This is a genomic window from Mycetocola sp. Y444 (assembly GCF_059445295.1).
On record NZ_JCAIUB010000002.1, the window covers coordinates 386,346 to 401,827 of the forward strand.

At 65.5% G+C, this 15,482-nt stretch carries 14 protein-coding genes; 12 read left to right on the top strand and 2 right to left on the bottom strand.

Annotated features, from left to right (window positions below; all coding sequences use genetic code 11):
• Positions 1-145: 145 nt before the first annotated feature.
• The 5 genes from AC1C2M_RS08565 to AC1C2M_RS08585 all read left to right on the top strand — a co-directional run bounded on the left by AC1C2M_RS08565 (position 146) and on the right by AC1C2M_RS08585 (position 6,661).
• Positions 146-1,414: an aspartate kinase gene (locus tag AC1C2M_RS08565; protein WP_483405329.1), complete on the top strand. Its 1,269-nt coding sequence runs from the start codon at positions 146-148 to the stop codon at positions 1,412-1,414.
• A gap of 105 nt (positions 1,415-1,519) precedes the next feature.
• Positions 1,520-2,584, top strand: a complete 1,065-nt coding sequence (locus tag AC1C2M_RS08570; RefSeq protein WP_483405330.1) for an aspartate-semialdehyde dehydrogenase — start codon at positions 1,520-1,522, stop codon at positions 2,582-2,584.
• Positions 2,585-2,683: 99 nt separating this feature from the next.
• Positions 2,684-4,330: a sensor histidine kinase gene (locus AC1C2M_RS08575; RefSeq protein WP_483405331.1), complete on the top strand. Its 1,647-nt coding sequence runs from the start codon at positions 2,684-2,686 to the stop codon at positions 4,328-4,330.
• Positions 4,327-5,511, top strand: a complete 1,185-nt coding sequence (locus AC1C2M_RS08580; protein ID WP_495435951.1) for a GGDEF domain-containing protein — start codon at positions 4,327-4,329, stop codon at positions 5,509-5,511. The genes AC1C2M_RS08575 and AC1C2M_RS08580 overlap by 4 nt, the downstream gene beginning before the upstream one ends.
• Entirely contained in the window at positions 5,504-6,661 is a 1,158-nt protein-coding gene (locus AC1C2M_RS08585) for a GGDEF domain-containing protein (RefSeq protein WP_495435952.1), read from the top strand. The genes AC1C2M_RS08580 and AC1C2M_RS08585 overlap by 8 nt, the downstream gene beginning before the upstream one ends.
• 44 nt (positions 6,662-6,705) lie before the next feature.
• Here AC1C2M_RS08585 and AC1C2M_RS08590 read toward each other — a convergent pair whose 3' ends face one another.
• Entirely contained in the window at positions 6,706-7,122 is a 417-nt protein-coding gene (locus tag AC1C2M_RS08590; protein ID WP_495435953.1) for a hypothetical protein, read from the bottom strand.
• 70 nt (positions 7,123-7,192) lie between these two features.
• Here AC1C2M_RS08590 and AC1C2M_RS08595 point away from each other — a divergent pair, with 70 nt between their 5' ends.
• Together AC1C2M_RS08595 and AC1C2M_RS08600 are read left to right on the top strand one after the other, a co-directional pair.
• Positions 7,193-7,816 (top strand): MerR family transcriptional regulator, encoded by a 624-nt coding sequence (locus AC1C2M_RS08595; RefSeq protein ID WP_495435954.1) that lies wholly within the window; start codon positions 7,193-7,195, stop codon positions 7,814-7,816.
• A gap of 73 nt (positions 7,817-7,889) precedes the next feature.
• Positions 7,890-9,368 (top strand): malate:quinone oxidoreductase, encoded by a 1,479-nt coding sequence (locus AC1C2M_RS08600; protein ID WP_495435955.1) that lies wholly within the window; start codon positions 7,890-7,892, stop codon positions 9,366-9,368.
• On the opposite strand, the gene AC1C2M_RS08605 is transcribed toward AC1C2M_RS08600, so the two are convergent.
• Positions 9,365-9,823 (bottom strand): hypothetical protein, encoded by a 459-nt coding sequence (locus AC1C2M_RS08605; RefSeq protein ID WP_495435956.1) that lies wholly within the window; start codon positions 9,821-9,823, stop codon positions 9,365-9,367. The genes AC1C2M_RS08600 and AC1C2M_RS08605 overlap by 4 nt on opposite strands.
• Positions 9,824-9,994: 171 nt before the next feature.
• On the opposite strand from AC1C2M_RS08605, the gene AC1C2M_RS08610 reads away from it, so the two are divergent.
• From AC1C2M_RS08610 to AC1C2M_RS08630, 5 genes are all read left to right on the top strand, one after another.
• Positions 9,995-10,582 carry an acyltransferase gene (locus tag AC1C2M_RS08610; protein WP_495435957.1) on the top strand — a complete coding sequence of 196 codons (588 nt, stop codon included), beginning with the start codon at positions 9,995-9,997 and terminating at the stop codon, positions 10,580-10,582.
• Positions 10,579-11,802, top strand: a complete 1,224-nt coding sequence (locus AC1C2M_RS08615; RefSeq protein ID WP_495435958.1) for a glycosyltransferase family protein — start codon at positions 10,579-10,581, stop codon at positions 11,800-11,802. Before AC1C2M_RS08610 ends, AC1C2M_RS08615 begins: the two co-directional genes overlap by 4 nt.
• Positions 11,799-12,599 (top strand): polysaccharide pyruvyl transferase family protein, encoded by an 801-nt coding sequence (locus AC1C2M_RS08620; RefSeq protein ID WP_495435959.1) that lies wholly within the window; start codon positions 11,799-11,801, stop codon positions 12,597-12,599. The genes AC1C2M_RS08615 and AC1C2M_RS08620 overlap by 4 nt, the downstream gene beginning before the upstream one ends.
• 170 nt (positions 12,600-12,769) lie before the next feature.
• Entirely contained in the window at positions 12,770-14,338 is a 1,569-nt protein-coding gene (locus tag AC1C2M_RS08625; RefSeq protein WP_495435960.1) for a sugar transferase, read from the top strand.
• A 39-nt stretch (positions 14,339-14,377) separates the two neighbouring features.
• Positions 14,378-15,349 carry a glycosyltransferase gene (locus AC1C2M_RS08630; RefSeq protein ID WP_483405342.1) on the top strand — a complete coding sequence of 324 codons (972 nt, stop codon included), beginning with the start codon at positions 14,378-14,380 and terminating at the stop codon, positions 15,347-15,349.
• The last annotated feature ends 133 nt before the right edge of the window (positions 15,350-15,482 follow it).

Below are 15,482 nucleotides of genomic sequence, written 5' to 3' on the forward strand. Positions count from 1 at the left end.
GAGGCACCAGCGCACGTACGCCGAGTGGGTGCTGCACGGATTCCGTGAGGATTGCACCGGGGCATCCGTCACATAGCAAACCCGGCATGCGAGCGCCTTTAGGATGAGATATCGGTCTTGTCCGATCCACCCCCCAGGAGTACACGTGAGCCTTATCGTGCAAAAGTTCGGCGGATCATCCGTCGCGGATGCCGAGAGCATCAAGCGTGTCGCGAAGCGCGTCGTCGAGACGCACAAGGCCGGCAATGAAGTGGTCGTCGTCGTGAGCGCCATGGGCGACACGACGGATGAACTCCTCGACCTGGCCAGCGCCGTCTCTCCGCTCCCACCCGAGCCGCGCGAGATGGACATGCTGCTCTCGAGCGGCGAACGCATCTCGATGTCGCTGCTCGCCATGGCCATCAAAAACCTCGGCGTTGACTCGCGCTCGTTCACGGGCCTGCAGGCGGGCATGCGCACGGACAAGCACTACGGCTCTGCCCGCATCGTCGACGTCAACCCGGTCCGGGTCCGCCAGGCCCTCGACACGGGGGCGATCGTGATCGTCGCCGGCTTCCAGGGCTTCAACGACGAGACCGAAGACATCACCACCCTCGGCAGGGGCGGGTCAGACACCACAGCCGTCGCCCTCGCTGCCGCGCTTCACGCCGAGGTGTGCGAGATTTTCACGGATGTCGACGGCATCTTCACCTCGGACCCCCGCGTCGTTCCGCTGGCAAAGAAGATCGACACAATCACGAGTGAAGAAATGCTCGAGCTCGCCGCAAACGGCGCGAAAGTGCTCTACATTCGCGCCGTCGAATACGCGCGTCGGCACGGCGTGAAACTGCACGTGCGATCATCGTTCAACAACAACGAGGGAACCCTCGTCATCAACCCGAAAGAGGGCGAAGAGATGGAACAGCCCATCGTCACCGGCGTCGCGATCGACCTCACGGAAGCCAAGATCACCGTTGTCGGGGTGCCCGACGTACCGGGCAAGGCCGCGCAGATCTTCAAGATCATCGCCTCGACCGAAGCCAACGTCGACATCATCGTGCAGAACGTCTCTGCCGCAGCGACCGGCCTGACCGATATCTCCTTCACGCTGCCGCAGGACGAAGCGCCACAGGTGATCGCCGCGCTGCTCGAGCGTAAGGACGACGTCGGATTCGAGTCGCTCCAGCACGACGACCAGATCGGCAAGCTCGTGCTCGTCGGAGCCGGCATGAAGGCGAACACCGGCGTGTCAGCTCGACTGTTCGAAGCGCTGCACCTCGCCGGCATCAACATCGAAATGATCTCGACCAGTGAGATCCGCATCTCGGTGATCACGCGCGCCGACAATGTCAAGGAGGCCGCTCGCGTCGTCCACGCGGCGTTCGGGCTCGACAGCGCCACTGAGGCGGTCGTCCACGGCGGAACCGGTCGCTGACCGTTCCCTGCACCCACCAGGCATCGCTCTTTCCGGCGCGGTTTGGGAGAATTGTCCTTTCGTCACACCCGGCTGAAGAAGCCGGCACGCACAGGAGAGAGAACCATGGCCAACGGAGTGAACCTCGGGATCGTCGGAGCCACCGGGCAGGTTGGCGCTGTGATGCGCAGGCTGCTTGAGGAACGGGAGTTCCCGATTGCCAGCATCCGGTTCTTTGCGTCCGCGCGATCGGCCGGGAGCACGATAACGTTCCGCGGCGAAGACATCACGGTCGAGGATGCCGCAACCGCGGATCCGACCGGGCTCGATATCGCCCTCTTCTCGGCGGGAGCGACAGGCAGCCGCGCCCAGGCCCCGAGGTTCGCGGCCGCTGGCGCTACGGTGATCGATAACTCCAGTGCCTGGCGGATGGACCCGGATGTTCCGCTCGTGGTCTCCGAGGTGAACCCGCACGCCATCGATGAAGCGACCAAGGGAATCATCGCCAACCCGAACTGCACAACGATGGCAGCGATGCCCGTGCTCAAGGTGCTGCACGATGAGGCGGGACTCGAGCGTCTCATCGTGAGCACCTACCAGGCCGTCTCCGGTTCAGGCCTCGCCGGGGCACGCGAGCTCGCCACCCAGGTACGCACCGCGGTACAGGACGAAAACCTGCTCCAGCTCGTGCACGATGGCTCAGCGGTCACGATGCCCGCTCCGACGATCTATCAGCGCCCGATCGCATTCGACGTCGTTCCGCTCGCCGGCTCGATCGTCGATGACGGCAGCAACGAGACCGACGAGGAGAAGAAGCTCCGCAACGAGAGCCGCAAGATCCTCGAGCTGCCCGACCTGCTGGTCTCGGGCACCTGCGTTCGTGTGCCCGTCTTCACCGGCCACTCGCTGTCGATCAACGCCGAGTTCGCGCGCGAGATCACCCCGGAACGTGCGACCGAATTGTTGACGGATGCCGCGGGCGTCGAGCTCGCAGACATCCCGACGCCCCTCGAAGCAGCGGGCAAGGACCCCTCGTTCGTCGGCAGGATCCGCGCCGACCTCAGCGCACCGAAGAACAAGGGCATCGCCCTGTTCATCTCGAACGACAACCTCCGCAAGGGCGCCGCGCTCAACGCTGTGCAGATCGCCGAACTCGTCGCAGCAAAACTCGGGGATGCTGCCCGGGCCTGACCAACGCTGGTCGGCGGCCCAGACCAATGGCGGGGGCGCACCAGGGGTTCCGCATGTTCGTGTCGGGGAGCACCGCGGGAGCTTGCTAGTCTCAGAGCCATGTCACTGCCCCTGACGAAGGCTTCGCCGTCGAGCCGATGGCACCTCGAGCGTTCCGTTTTCCTGTGGCAACTCCTCCTCGCCGGCGCAGTCCTCCTGCTCGTCGGCATTGCTCTGACAATCCCCAGCACCGTTTCGAATCCCGAATTGTTCTTTCTCGGGGTCGCGTTTGTCTTCGTCACGACAGCGGGGGCGGGGGTGGTTCCGTGGGGCAGACTGGGCAAGAAGTGGACCGTCCTCGTGCCCCTGCTCGACATCGTTGCCATCGTCGTGCTGCGGGTGGCGGAACCCGCGCTCGGTGCAGGGCTTTTCCTGGTTTTCCCCGTGCTCTGGATGGCGACATACTTCGGCCTGGCCGGTGCGATCGCCGGCCCGGCGATGTCCACGGTCCTGCTCATCGCCGGTCTTTTCGTCGTGCAGGACCCGTCGTCCGGCACGAGAGTGATCGGCGCTCTGATCATCCCTGTCGTGCTGATCTTCGTCTCAACGGCGACCTATATCGGCACGCGAAAGACCCAGGCGCAGCGGGTTCTTCTCCGGCAGCAGGCCGAACTCCTCGAGAGCGCGTTCGATCGGGCGCGGCGCGACGAGCGGACCCTCGACCAGGTTATGAATACCGTGTCTTTCGGTGTTGTCGCAACCAACAGGTTCGGGCGTCACACCATAGTCAACCGGACCTACCGGCGCTGGCTCGATGATTTCGGGACGCCATCGTCGTCGTACTTTCCCGCCGTCGGCTATCGCGAGGACGGGGTCACACCACTCCCGGTCGGAGAGCGCCCCCTCGAACGGATGCTGCGTGGCGAGAGTTTTGAGAACCTGATCGTTTGGTACGGCGAGCCGGGGGAGAAGCGACTCGCGCTGGGGATGACCAGTCGCCCGTTCACCAACGCCGAGGGAAAACGCGAGGGCGCGGTGATGGTCTCCCGCGATCTCACCGCAGAGCTCGCCGCGATCCGCGCCCGAGACGACCTCGTTGCATCCGTCTCTCACGAATTGCGCACCCCGCTCACCTCGATCCTCGGCTATCTCGAGCTTGTGCTCGACGGTGATTCGCTGAAGGGGCAGGACAGGGAATACGTGGATGTCGCGCTCAACAACGCGGATCGGCTGCTGTCGATCGTGAGCGACCTTTTGCGCGCCTCACAGAACGAGAACGCCGGGTTCCTCCTGAACTTCGCGCCGACCGACCTGGCGGTTCTCGCCAAGCAGTCAATCCAATCGCTCAAGCCGATGGCGGACGAGCGGCGGATTTCGCTGCTGCTCACCTCCATCGGCTCACCGATCGTCTACGCCGACGAGTTCCGCGTCCGCCAGGTCATCGACAACCTGCTGTCGAACGCCGTCAAGTACAACCACCCGGGAGGCCGCGTGAGCGTGGCGGTCATCGGGGATGACGACGAGGTGGAGATCTTCGTGTCTGACACAGGCAGCGGGATGACGGCCGAGGAGCAGAAGAGTCTGTTCCAGCGGTTCTACCGCGCGGAGTCGGTGCGTAACTCGAGTATTCATGGAACCGGGCTCGGACTGGCCATCAGCCAGGAAATCGTCGAGGCGCACGACGGGAACATACGGATGTCTGCGTCGAGCCCTGCCGGAACCACGATGGTCATCACACTTCCCCGCGTACCGTCGGAGGCCGAGTGATGCGCGCGTTCATGGGCGGTCCGGTCTCCCTCGACCTGCCGACGCTCCTGTTGGCGACTGGCCTCGTCGTCACACTGTGTGGCACGATCTTCATCCTCAGCACGGTGATGCAGCACAACGATGTTGCCAGCCGGTTATGGTCCGCGGCGTTCATTCTGGGCGTCACGACGATGACGTCCTACGCCGTCTGGGCGGTGGTCCCCGATGCGATGATTTCGGTCGGTATCGGAAACGGCGCCCTGGCCATGTCCATGGGGTTCGTCTGGTCGGGGAGCAGAGCTTTCAACGGTCGAAGGCCCCTGTACGTTGTGAGCATCGCCGGCGGCCTCGTCGTTGTCATCGCTGCCTGGGTCGACGCGGCCGCGGGCGGCTGGGCCGGCGGTCTGGTGTTCCTTCTCGGCGTCACGGTATTTGCCCTGCTCGCGGCTGTCGAGTCGTTCTCGGGCCGGATGCGACGGAGCCTCAACGCGCGGATGCTCGCGGTGGTCATGTCGGTCGTTGGCGGTTTTTATGCCGTCCGTGCCGTCGTGTTTGCCTCGAGCGGGCCAGACAGTTTCGTGTTCCGCACGTATCTCGACTCTGATGTGACGACTTTCGTGACTATTCTCTTCGTCATCACGGCGTCGACCTCCATGGCTGTGCTCCGGACCGAAGGCACTCAAACGCGGCGAGCACACCCCGACGCCCCCCGCGAGTTGGGCAGCTTCGCGTCCCCTGACCAGTTTGCCAGCGTCGCTGATGACCGCCTCGAGCGTCTCGAGAGTCCGGGTGAAACCTGCGTGCTCGTGCGGATCGAGATCGACAACCTGGCGGAGATGAACACGGCGTTCGGGCACTCATTCACCGCAACAGCCGCACGTCTGGTCGGCTCGACGCTCCGGGCCGTCGCCCCGGCATCCGCTCTTCTCGGCCACACAACCCGTGGGGGCTTCGACGGTCTCCTGTTTGACGACCTCGACCGTTCCCTGGAGCGAGCACAGCAGATCCGTTCGTTGCTCGTCGATACTCCCATCGATGAATCCCAGGGCCTCAGAGCGAGCGTGACGATCGCGCTCGCTGTTCCGGAGCCAGGTGAGCGGTTCGCCAGTCTGGCCCGGCGAGTGTCGCTGCTCATCGACGAAGGGCGCGCGGCGGGCGGCAACGTGATCGTCGGTCACCCCGAGGAGTACTCCCGTGCATGATGCAGTAATCGTGGTCAGCGTTGCCGTTGTGCTGGCGATTGGTGCCGCGGCCATGCTCAACGTGGCTATGACCTCCAAGGTGAGGCTCATGCAGGCGTGGAGCATGATGTATGTCTTCGCCGCGTTGTGCGTTGTCGCCGCCGCGTTCGCCCCGTGGCTCAGCCCGGAGTCCGCGCTCAACATCGTGCCGAACGTGGCCGCGGTCGGTGCCGTCGGCGGACTCTGGAGCGGATGCATGGCCTTCAACGCGCGTCGCCCCCGACTTCTCGTCGTCGGCGTGTTCTTCCTGGCGACCGGGGTCGTCACCGCCATTGAGGTCTCCGAGCTCGGCGAATGGGCCGGCGCCTCTGTGACGATGGCGGCCATCATCCTGCTGGCCATCGCCAGCGGCATCGAGAGCCTCAGGGGAGACCTGGCGAAGCGGGTGAACGGCCGTGTCATCACCATCGTGTGCTCGATCGGGGCTGCCTGGACCGCGGCGAGGCTCGCAACATTTGCGATCGCCGGCCCTGATCACCCCGTGTTCGTTGAGTACTTCAACGCGACGACGACGGCGCTCGTCTGCCTCGTCACCTACACGATCATCGCGTTCACGACGGCCATGCTGGCGGCGGCGCGGATGGGGAATGCGGCTCTTCGAAGCGCAGTCACGACCTTCGCGATGGGGGTCCTGGACTGGCGAGCGTTCGTCCCCGGCGCTCGTGACCGCGTCGCCCGCGTGAAAAACTACGGCGAGAACTCAGCGGTGCTCGTGGTGGAGATCAACGGCCTCGAGGAGATCAACATCACCTATGGCGCCGCGTTCGGGGATGACGTCATCAGGGCACTCGCCGATTTCCTCCGAGAGCAGCTCTATCCAACGACGCTCATCGGGTACCGGGGGGCCGGACGCTTTGCGCTCGTCGGAATCTCTCCCAAGCCACAGGACGGCGAGCGACGTGCACTCGAACTGCTCGACGCTCTCGTCGGTGTGACCGTGGCGGGCAAGAAGGGATTTCGGCTTGGCGTCAGCATCGGCACGAGCGACTCCTTCTCCGAGGAGCACAATTTCGATGCGCTGCTCGAGGCTGCGACCGCTGCCTGCGCTCGAGCGCGTGCTGCCGCGGGCTCGCGGGTCGCGACCTCCGCCGCGAGCAGCGCCTCGTCGTAGCCAGCTGAGGGGGAGGGCTGCTCACAAGGAAACCCGAGTGAGGATCAACCGACGTTTGCGACCCCCTCCATGATCAGGCCGACCCCTCCGAGTATGAGGCCAGCGGCGAGAACAGCCGCCCCGATGAAGAGAAGCACGACAAACCGGTTCGGCTTCTTCGGATCATCGCCGATCGCGGAGAGGAAGAATCCGGCGGGCATCAGGATGGCCGCGGAAAGCACGAGGGTCGGGGCCCACACCACAGGTCCGCTTGCGCCGCTTCCGTCGACGAGGAGGAGCGTGACGAGCCCGAGGATCACGAGAACGCCAGCGTGAGCGTGGCCGGCCCGGTAAAAGCTCTTCTGCAGGTCGTTCGCGCGTTGTCGTCCTCGCACCACCCTGAGGAGGAACACGCCTCCGGATTCGATGGCAACCACGGTGAGGAGGACGATTCCGGCGTTAATGAGGTTTGCTGCGTGCACGGTAGACTCCAGGAGGGATAGTAGGGGTATCCATTTTTGGATACTGAAGCAATCCAACACAAGGGGGAACGTGAAAATTTCTGCTCTCGTTGAGCGAACCGGTGTGCCACGCGCGACAGTGAAGTTCTACCTCCGCGAGGGACTCCTGCCCGCCGGAATCTCCACCGGTGCTACGCAGGCTCAGTACACCGAGGACCATGTGCGGCGCCTGCGGGTGATCAAGGCACTGACCTCGGTTGCGGGTCTTCCCCTGTCCAAAGTGAAAATAGTTCTGGACCTCATCGACAACCCGGGCGACGACCTCTTTTCGTCCCTCGGTCGCGCGGTTGGCAGCCTGCCTCCTTACCGGGACCAGACGGGTCCCGATTATCCCCGGGCACGGGCCGTGCTTGAGCGCCTCGGCCAGGTCTACGACCCGAAGTACGCCGCGACGGCGCAGCTTGAGTACGCGCTCGAGGCTGCGGAAGAGGCCGGGGTGGGACTGAGCGATGAGCGGCTCGACCTGTACGCCCGGCAGGTCAGGGGTATTGCCGAGTTCGACATGGCGGGTATGGGCGGGAGCGACCTGAGTCCCATCGAGTACGCGGTGCTCGGCACGGCGCTCCACGAACCGGTGATCATTGCCATGCGGCGGCTCGCCCACCAGGACATCGCCGCGAAGCGGTTCGGTCAGGCGCCGGAAGAATCGGGGTAAAGCGCATCCGTCGCATCCGTTCGCGTGTGCCGCGCGTGGCCAGTGGGCCCGCGCTGCCGCCTAAACTAGAAGCATGACTTCCTCCGCCTCGGTCGATGTCGCCCTCATCGGTGGCGGCATCATGAGCGCTACTCTCGCTTCCCTCATTCAGCAGATCCAGCCGGACTGGAAGGTCGTGATTTTCGAGCGACTCGGCGAGGTCGCCCAGGAGAGCTCGAACCCGTGGAACAACGCCGGTACCGGCCACGCCGCGCTGTGCGAGCTCAACTACATGCCGGAGTCGAAAGACGGCTCGATCGACCCGTCCAAGGCGATCAGCATCAACGAGCAGTTCCAGCTGAGCCGGCAGTTCTGGTCTTCGCTCGTCAGGAAGGGCGTGCTCCGGGAGCCGAAGACCTTCATCAACTCCACCCCGCACATGACCTTCGTGCGCGGTGAGAAGGACGTGAACTTCCTCCGCCGCCGCTACGAGGTGCTCAAGAAGCAGCCGCTTTTCGAGGACATCGAGTACTCCGAAGACTCGCGGGTCATCCACCAGTGGGCACCCCTGCTCATGAAGAAGCGGCTCAAGGGTGAGCCGTTCGCGGCAACGCGCACAGTGTCAGGGACCGACGTCGACTTCGGAGCGCTCACGTCCCAGCTCTTCGAGTCGGTGACGGATGCCGGGGCGAGACTTCGGCTCAATACCGAGGTGCGCTCTCTGAAGAAGCAGAAGGACGGAACGTGGCTGATCCGTCATCGCGAACTCGTCGGCCGAACCCCCGGACAAACGAGCGCCCGCTTCGTCTTCGTCGGCGCCGGTGGCTGGGCGCTCAAGCTTCTGCAGAAGTCGGGGATCCCGGAAATCAAGGGCTACGGCGTCTTCCCGATCTCGGGCCAGTTCCTGCGCACGGACAACCCTGCGATCGTCGCTGAGCACAAGGCAAAGGTCTACAGCCAGGCCGCCGTCGGCGCGCCGCCGATGTCCGTGCCCCACCTCGACACGCGGGTTGTCGACGGAGACGCCAGCCTCCTCTTCGGCCCATACGCGGGATTCAGCCCGAAGTTCCTCAAGAACGGGTCCATGCTCGACATCGTCACGCAGGTTCGCCCGTCGAACCTCATCCCGATGCTCGCCGTCGCCAAAGACAACCCCAGCCTCATCAGCTACCTCGTCGGCGAGCTCGTCGCGAGCAAGTCGAAGAAGTTCCAGGCGCTGCGTACCTTCATGCCGACCGCGAACCCGAAGGACTGGTACCTCATCACGGCGGGCCAGCGGGCCCAGGTGATGAAGAAGGACCCGAAAAAGGGTGGGGTCCTCCAGTTCGGCACCGAGGTCATCGCCTCGAAAGACGGCACCATCGCCGGACTCCTCGGTGCGTCCCCCGGTGCGTCGACAGCGGTCCCGATCATGCTCGACGTGCTCAAGACCTGCTTCCCCAATGACTTCGAACGGTGGGAGCCGCAGCTCAGGTCGATGATCCCGAGCTACGGTGTCACTCTCAACGACAAGCCTGAGCGCGCGGAAGAAGTCCTCGCCGCAACGGCAGCGGTTCTCGAGCTGACCCGCTAGCCGCAGCCGGGGATCGCTTCGATGCCCTCGAGCGCGCCGGCATAGCGCGCGTTCGCGGCGACGATGGCCTGCCTGGTCACGTCGATCGACGCACCCGCGTCATATGCGCCGAGCGCGCTGTCCATATCGTCGCGGGCGGCCGCAATCTCGGTGACGGCATCCGTTATCGCCTGCCGTGAATCCTGGCAGTCCTCGAGAGTCTGCGCCGCGGCCGCCAACTGCACGGTGAGCGCCTCGATCTCTTGTTCGAGGGCGTCCTCCCTGCTGCTGGCAGTGAAGACGGATGCCGTCACGACGCTCGCGACGATGGCCGTCGCGAGGCCAGTGAGAAGCAGCGTGCCAAGGGAGAACCGCCGTGTGGTCCGGCTGCCCTCTGCGCCGCCGCGCTCCGTCGGCGCTGGCGTTGGCGTTGTCTGGCCGAGCGCATTGCGCGCGTGCGTATCTGGAGCCACCATTCGAGTTCCCCCTCTGACACCTGACAATACCGCGCAACACCGGCGACCTCACGTACCCCGGATGTTTCGGTCAGGTGAAGTTCCGACCGGAGAAGGTGACAAATCCTCACTGCGCGCTATGTTGGTAGCGGGCGTGAGTTCTCATCGCCATCAGGCATTCAGAGGAGGATTGTGAACGGGTTGACTGCGCTCACGGCACTGCAGCGAATACGCGACGCTCTGTTCAGCCTCACCGTCCGCTCCGGGTTCCACAGCTTTGGGCGCCGGAGCCGTATTCTCCTGCCGTTCCGGGTGGCACACGGTGAGAAAATCGCGATCGGTGATGGCTGCCTGATCGGCTCCAATTCGTGGTTCATGATCCCCGTCGAGGACTCGCCGTCCCCGACGATCGTCATCGGTGACAGGGTCCGCATGAACCAGACGCAGATCTCTGCCGTGTCGAGCGTCGTCATCGAGGATGGTGTGGCCATCGCGCGCGGGGTGTACATCTCGGACCACAGCCATGGCTTCGAGCTGCCCGACGTGTTCATCCGCGACCAGCCGCTCGACCGGGTTGCCCCCGTCCGCATCCAGCGGGGCGCCTGGATCGGTCAGAACGCGATAATCATGCCCGGGGTCACCATCGGCGAAGGGGCTGTCGTCGGTGCCCTCAGCGTCGTGCGCACCGACGTTCCTGCGCGAACCGTTGTCGCCGGCATCCCCGCCCGCATCATCCGCTCCCTGCCGGGGGCCGTCGCAGCGACGGAGTACAGCTCGTGAGCACAGCGCCGCACGATGTCGTCTTCACCTTCAGCTACGAGACCTGGACGGATGCCGTCAGCCGCGGCATGATGCGTCCCCCCGACCGGCTGCTGTCGCGGTTGCTCGAGAGCCCGGCGGTCGACAGGCTTCTCGTGGCCAACCCGTACCGGTGGTTGCCATCGCACGCGGTGAGGGCGCTGTCGCGATCCCAGTCTCCGTTTCCCGCGACGCCGAAGCGCATGCTGCAGTCTCCCGTGCGCCTGCGGCGCGCAGATGGGATCTCGATCCCCAGCCTCGAGCGCGACTACCGCGCCTACGACCGGGTGCTGCGGCGTGCTTCCGCCCAACTCGGCCAGTCGGCGCCCGTGACCATTTCAGCGAACCCCATCATCGCCGGTTTCGCGCCGCTCGAGTGGGCGTCCGGCGTCACCTTCTACGCCAGGGATGACTGGTTGAGCTCGCCGGCACGCCAGGAGTACTGGCCCGCGTACCGGGAGGCCTACCGCCGGATCGCCGAGCGCGGTCTGGGGGTGGCGGCCGTGTCTGAAGAGGTGCTCGAGCGGATCAACCCCCGAGGTCCTGGCGTCGTCGTCCCCAACGCGGTCGAGCCGGCTGAGTGGGAGGGGCCTGTCCCCCCGGAGCCGGAGTGGCTGTCCGGGATCCCCGGGCCGCGTGCACTGTACGTCGGAACGCTCGACACGCGCCTCGATGTCGAGGGTCTGGCCGCGCTGGCTCGCCGCCGCCCTGACCTGTCGATCATCCTCCTCGGGCCGTTGCCCGATCCGGGGTATCTGGCCGCGATCGATGGCATCCGTTCGATTACCGTGCGTCCGAAGGTGGGCAGAACCGAGCTCGTTGCCACCATGCGCAACGTTGACGTGTGCCTGCTCGCCCACCGCGTGACGAGGCTCACTGAAGCGATGAGCCCGCTCAAGGTATACGAGTATTTGGCGGCAGGCAGTCCGGTGCTGGCCGTTGACTTGCCGCCGGTGCGTCACATCGACGAGCGTGTGCTGCTCACCAGCTCGGTCGCCGACTTCGCCGATCGGCTCGATGAGGCGCTCGCGCTCGCGGTCGCGTCAGCGACAGAGCGACAGCGGTTCCTCAGCGAGAACTCGTGGCAGTCGAGGCACGAAACCATTCTTACGACGGCGTGGGCGGCGGCGGGGCTGACGTACCCGGCGATCCAGTTCGGCAGGTCGGGGTCTGCCTCCGCAGCGCCAAGGGGACAGCGGTGACGGTCGAGGTCGTTCACTGGAACCCGCGCCGTCCCGTCTTCCGCGGGCGTTTGGGCAGGCTTGTGCCCGTGAAGCGGGCCGTGGGCAACTTCGGTGACCTGCTCGGCCCGATGGTCGTGGAACGGATGCGGGAACGCCTCGGTCTCGATATCCATGCCGGGCTTCCCGACCGCCGGTTGCTGACGGTGGGTTCGATCCTGCACTACGCGAGGAATTCCGACGTCGTGTGGGGGAGTGGGATCAACGGCAAGGTCGACCCGTCGTGGGCGACCCTCCGCTCCCTCGACATCCGGGCGGTCCGTGGGCCGCGCACTCGCGCCCGGCTGCTCGAGCACGGGTTCGCAGTGCCGGAGGTGTACGGGGACCCCGCGCTGCTTCTGCCGACTCTCTTTCCCGAGTTGTCCGACTGGGCAAGCGAACCCAGGCGGTACGGGGTCACCGTCATTCCCAACCTTCATGACCTCCGCGATCTGGCGGGGCGGCCGAACGTCGTGTCGCCCCGGGCACCCGCCTGGCGCGTGCTGGAGCGGATAGCCCGCAGCGAACTTGTTGTCGGTTCGAGCCTGCACGGCATCATCGTCGCGGAATCGCTCGGTATTCCGGCGCGGCTCGTGGCCCCGGCGAAGGAGAACCTCTTCAAGTACCGGGATTACTTCGAGGCGACGGGCCGCACTGAGCTGCCCCTGGCTCCGACGGTGGACGTCGCGATCGAAGCCGGCGGCGCCCCGGGGGCGACCTGGGACCCGCTGCCGTTGATGAACTCGTTCCCCGCCGAATTGTGGCCTCGCGTGCTCTGACGCTGCCTGATGTGCGACCCCAGATGTCGGGTTCGTAAACACGAAAGAACGTTGGGTTACACCTCCCCGAAAAAACCTGACGAAACCTCACTTTTGCGCTAGCGTGAGAAACAGTTCTCGATGCGGCCCTGAACCGCGTCATCTTTGCCCACGATGATTGGTTCTCACTCATGCGCAGTACGTTTGCGACGACTCGGAAAAGTGCGCTGCTCGCGCCGGAACAGTCGATCGACGCTGTCGCAGAAGAGGTGCGCCCCGCGGACCGGGCACCGGGGGAAGTCCGGCCGGATGGGGGGCCGGCTGAGGACACGGCCCCGCGCGTTCTGCCACAGCCGCTCAAGCTTCGCTGGCCGACCCGGTATCTCCTCGCGACCACTCTCACCGACGCCGTTGCCGTCCTCACTGCACTCCTGCTCGCCCAGCTCGTGAGGTTCGGCCCCGACAGTCTCCGGATCTCCGAGGGTGGGATCGAGTACGGCGTGATCGCCGTCGTTGTGGCCCTGGTGTGGCTCATCGCCCTGTCGGCGACCCGCTCACGCGCCCCGCGCCTCATCGGTGTCGGGCTCGCTGAATACCAGCGCGTCGCCAACGCCACTCTCATCACGCTCGCCCTTCTTGCCACTGTCGCGTTCCTGTTCCAGATCGACCTGGCCCGCGGCTACCTGGCGGTCGCCCTGCCCGCTGGCCTCGTCCTCCTCCTCGCCGGGCGAAAGTTCTGGCGGGTGCGGCTGACGAAGCTGAGGCGCAGAGGCCGCTGCCTGACCGGCGCTCTCGTTGTGGGGTCGACGAGGGACGTACGCGAGGTGATCGACCAGCTCCGCGCTACCCTCACGGCTGGGTACCGACCAATCGGCGTTGTGATCACCGACAGGACGGCATCCGTTTTCGAGGGATTGCCCGTCATCCCGCTCGACGCTCTTGCGGAAACGTCCCGCTCGTCGCGCACCAAGGCGGTGATGGTCGCCGGGAACCTGCCGGGCGGCAGCGACCAGTTGCGACGGATCGGGTGGTCGCTCGAGAACTCGAGCACCGAACTGATCCTCGTCTCAAGCCTCACCGACGTCGCCGGCCCGCGCATCCACATGCGCCGCGTCGAGGGACTGCCGATGGTGCACGTGCAGCTGCCCAGGTACACCGGCTTCAACCACTGGATGAAGCGCCTGATCGACGTCGTCGTTGCGGGCATTGCCACGGTGCTTCTGCTGCCGGTGTTCGCCGCAATCGCGCTCGCCGTGTACCTCGAGGACGGCGCTCCTGTGCTCTTCCGCCAGCGTCGCGTCGGTGTGGGCGGGTCGTCGTTCACCATGCTGAAGTTCCGGTCGATGGTGCCGGATGCTGACGCCAGGCGTGCCGAGATCTCGCACCTCGACGAGGGCAACGGTGTGCTCTTCAAGGTGCGAAGCGACCCGCGCGTCACCCGGGTCGGGTCGTTCATCCGACGATTTTCACTCGACGAGCTGCCCCAACTGGTCAACGTGCTGCGCGGGGAGATGAGCCTCATCGGGCCCCGCCCACCGTTGCCAGCCGAGGTGGACCGGTACGAAGACGCCGCCGCGCGTCGCCTGCTCATCAAGCCAGGGATCACTGGGCTGTGGCAGGTATCCGGGCGCTCGAACCTGAGCTGGGAGGAGAGCGTGAAGCTCGACCTCTATTACGTGGAGAACTGGTCAGTGACCGGGGATTTGATGATCCTGCTCCGCACCGTCCGTGCCGTTTTGAGGAGGGAGGGCGCGTACTAGCAATGTCCGTTTTCAGTTGTGCTCATTCGGGAGGTCGCAATGTCTCAATATCTGTTCGTCTGTTCGGGCGGAGGGCACCTTAAACAGCTCCACACCCTTGCCCGCCGTATCGGTATCCCACCGGAGGACCAGTTCTGGTTCACCTTCGATAACGGGCTCAGCCGTACGCTCACCGACGGCACCGACCGGGTCTTCGCCAGGTTCGCTGCCCCGCGTGACGGATTCAACATCCTGAGGAACGCTGTGCTCGCCGCGAAGGTCATGGCGCAGAGGGACTTCGCCGCGGTGATCAGCACCGGCTCGTCGCCCGCGGTCTCAACGTTCCCCGTTGCCCTTGCCCGCGGCATCCCGTGCCACTACATCGAGAGCGCGGCGCGAGCGGAGGGGCCATCGCTCAGTGGACGGATTGTGGCCAGGATGCCAGGGGTCAAGACGTATTCGCAGTACCCCGTCTGGGCGAGCGACAGTGAATGGGCGTACCGCGGCAGCATCTTCGACGAGTTTGCGCCTGGCCCCAACCGTCCGGAGCGGCCCATCCGGAGGGCGGTGGTGTCGCTCGGCACCCAGGAGTCATACGGGTTCGACCGGTTGTTCCAGAAGCTGGTGCCGCTGCTCGACGGGTGTGAGGTGCTGTGGCAGGTCGGCGCAGCGGATGTCTCGGCGTACGGAATCGACGGGCGGGCGAGCGTGCTGCATTCGGAGCTCGCTAGGGCGGTCGCCGAGGCCGATGTGGTCGTTGCCCACGCCGGAACCGGGGCGGCGCTGACCGCCATTGAGGCGGGCAAGGTCCCGGTGCTTGTGCCGCGGCTGGCGCGCTTCGGGGAGCACGTGGACGACCACCAGATCCAGATCGCGGCGGAACTCTCGCGGCGTGGCCTCGCTATCGATTGCCCGCCCGAGCGACTTGACTTCGCGACGCTGGTCGCGGCATCCGTGCGCACAGCGCAGCGGGTGGAACCGCCGAGCTTCGACCTCGATGGACTGGTGCCGGCGGCGATGGCAGTTCTGTAGTACCAATCCTGCCGGTCGGGCGTCGTGTGCGTTCCGGCCGGAGGGGCAGGCGGCCCGGACCATCCCGAAGGCCGGGCCGCCGTCCACCCCCCCCCTCGTCCATCCCCCTTCGTCCCCCGCGCCGCGGAAGGCG

Excerpts from the sequence above, each read along its gene's own strand:
- AC1C2M_RS08570 (WP_483405330.1), top strand. The coding sequence starts at position 1,520 with ATGGCCAACGGAGTGAACCTCGGGATCGTCGGAGCCACCGGGCAGGTT.
- AC1C2M_RS08575 (WP_483405331.1), top strand. The coding sequence starts at position 2,684 with ATGTCACTGCCCCTGACGAAGGCTTCGCCGTCGAGCCGATGGCACCTC.
- AC1C2M_RS08600 (WP_495435955.1), top strand. The coding sequence starts at position 7,890 with ATGACTTCCTCCGCCTCGGTCGATGTCGCCCTCATCGGTGGCGGCATC.
- AC1C2M_RS08605 (WP_495435956.1), bottom strand. The coding sequence starts at position 9,823 with ATGGTGGCTCCAGATACGCACGCGCGCAATGCGCTCGGCCAGACAACG.
- AC1C2M_RS08625 (WP_495435960.1), top strand. The coding sequence starts at position 12,770 with ATGCGCAGTACGTTTGCGACGACTCGGAAAAGTGCGCTGCTCGCGCCG.
- AC1C2M_RS08630 (WP_483405342.1), top strand. The coding sequence starts at position 14,378 with ATGTCTCAATATCTGTTCGTCTGTTCGGGCGGAGGGCACCTTAAACAG.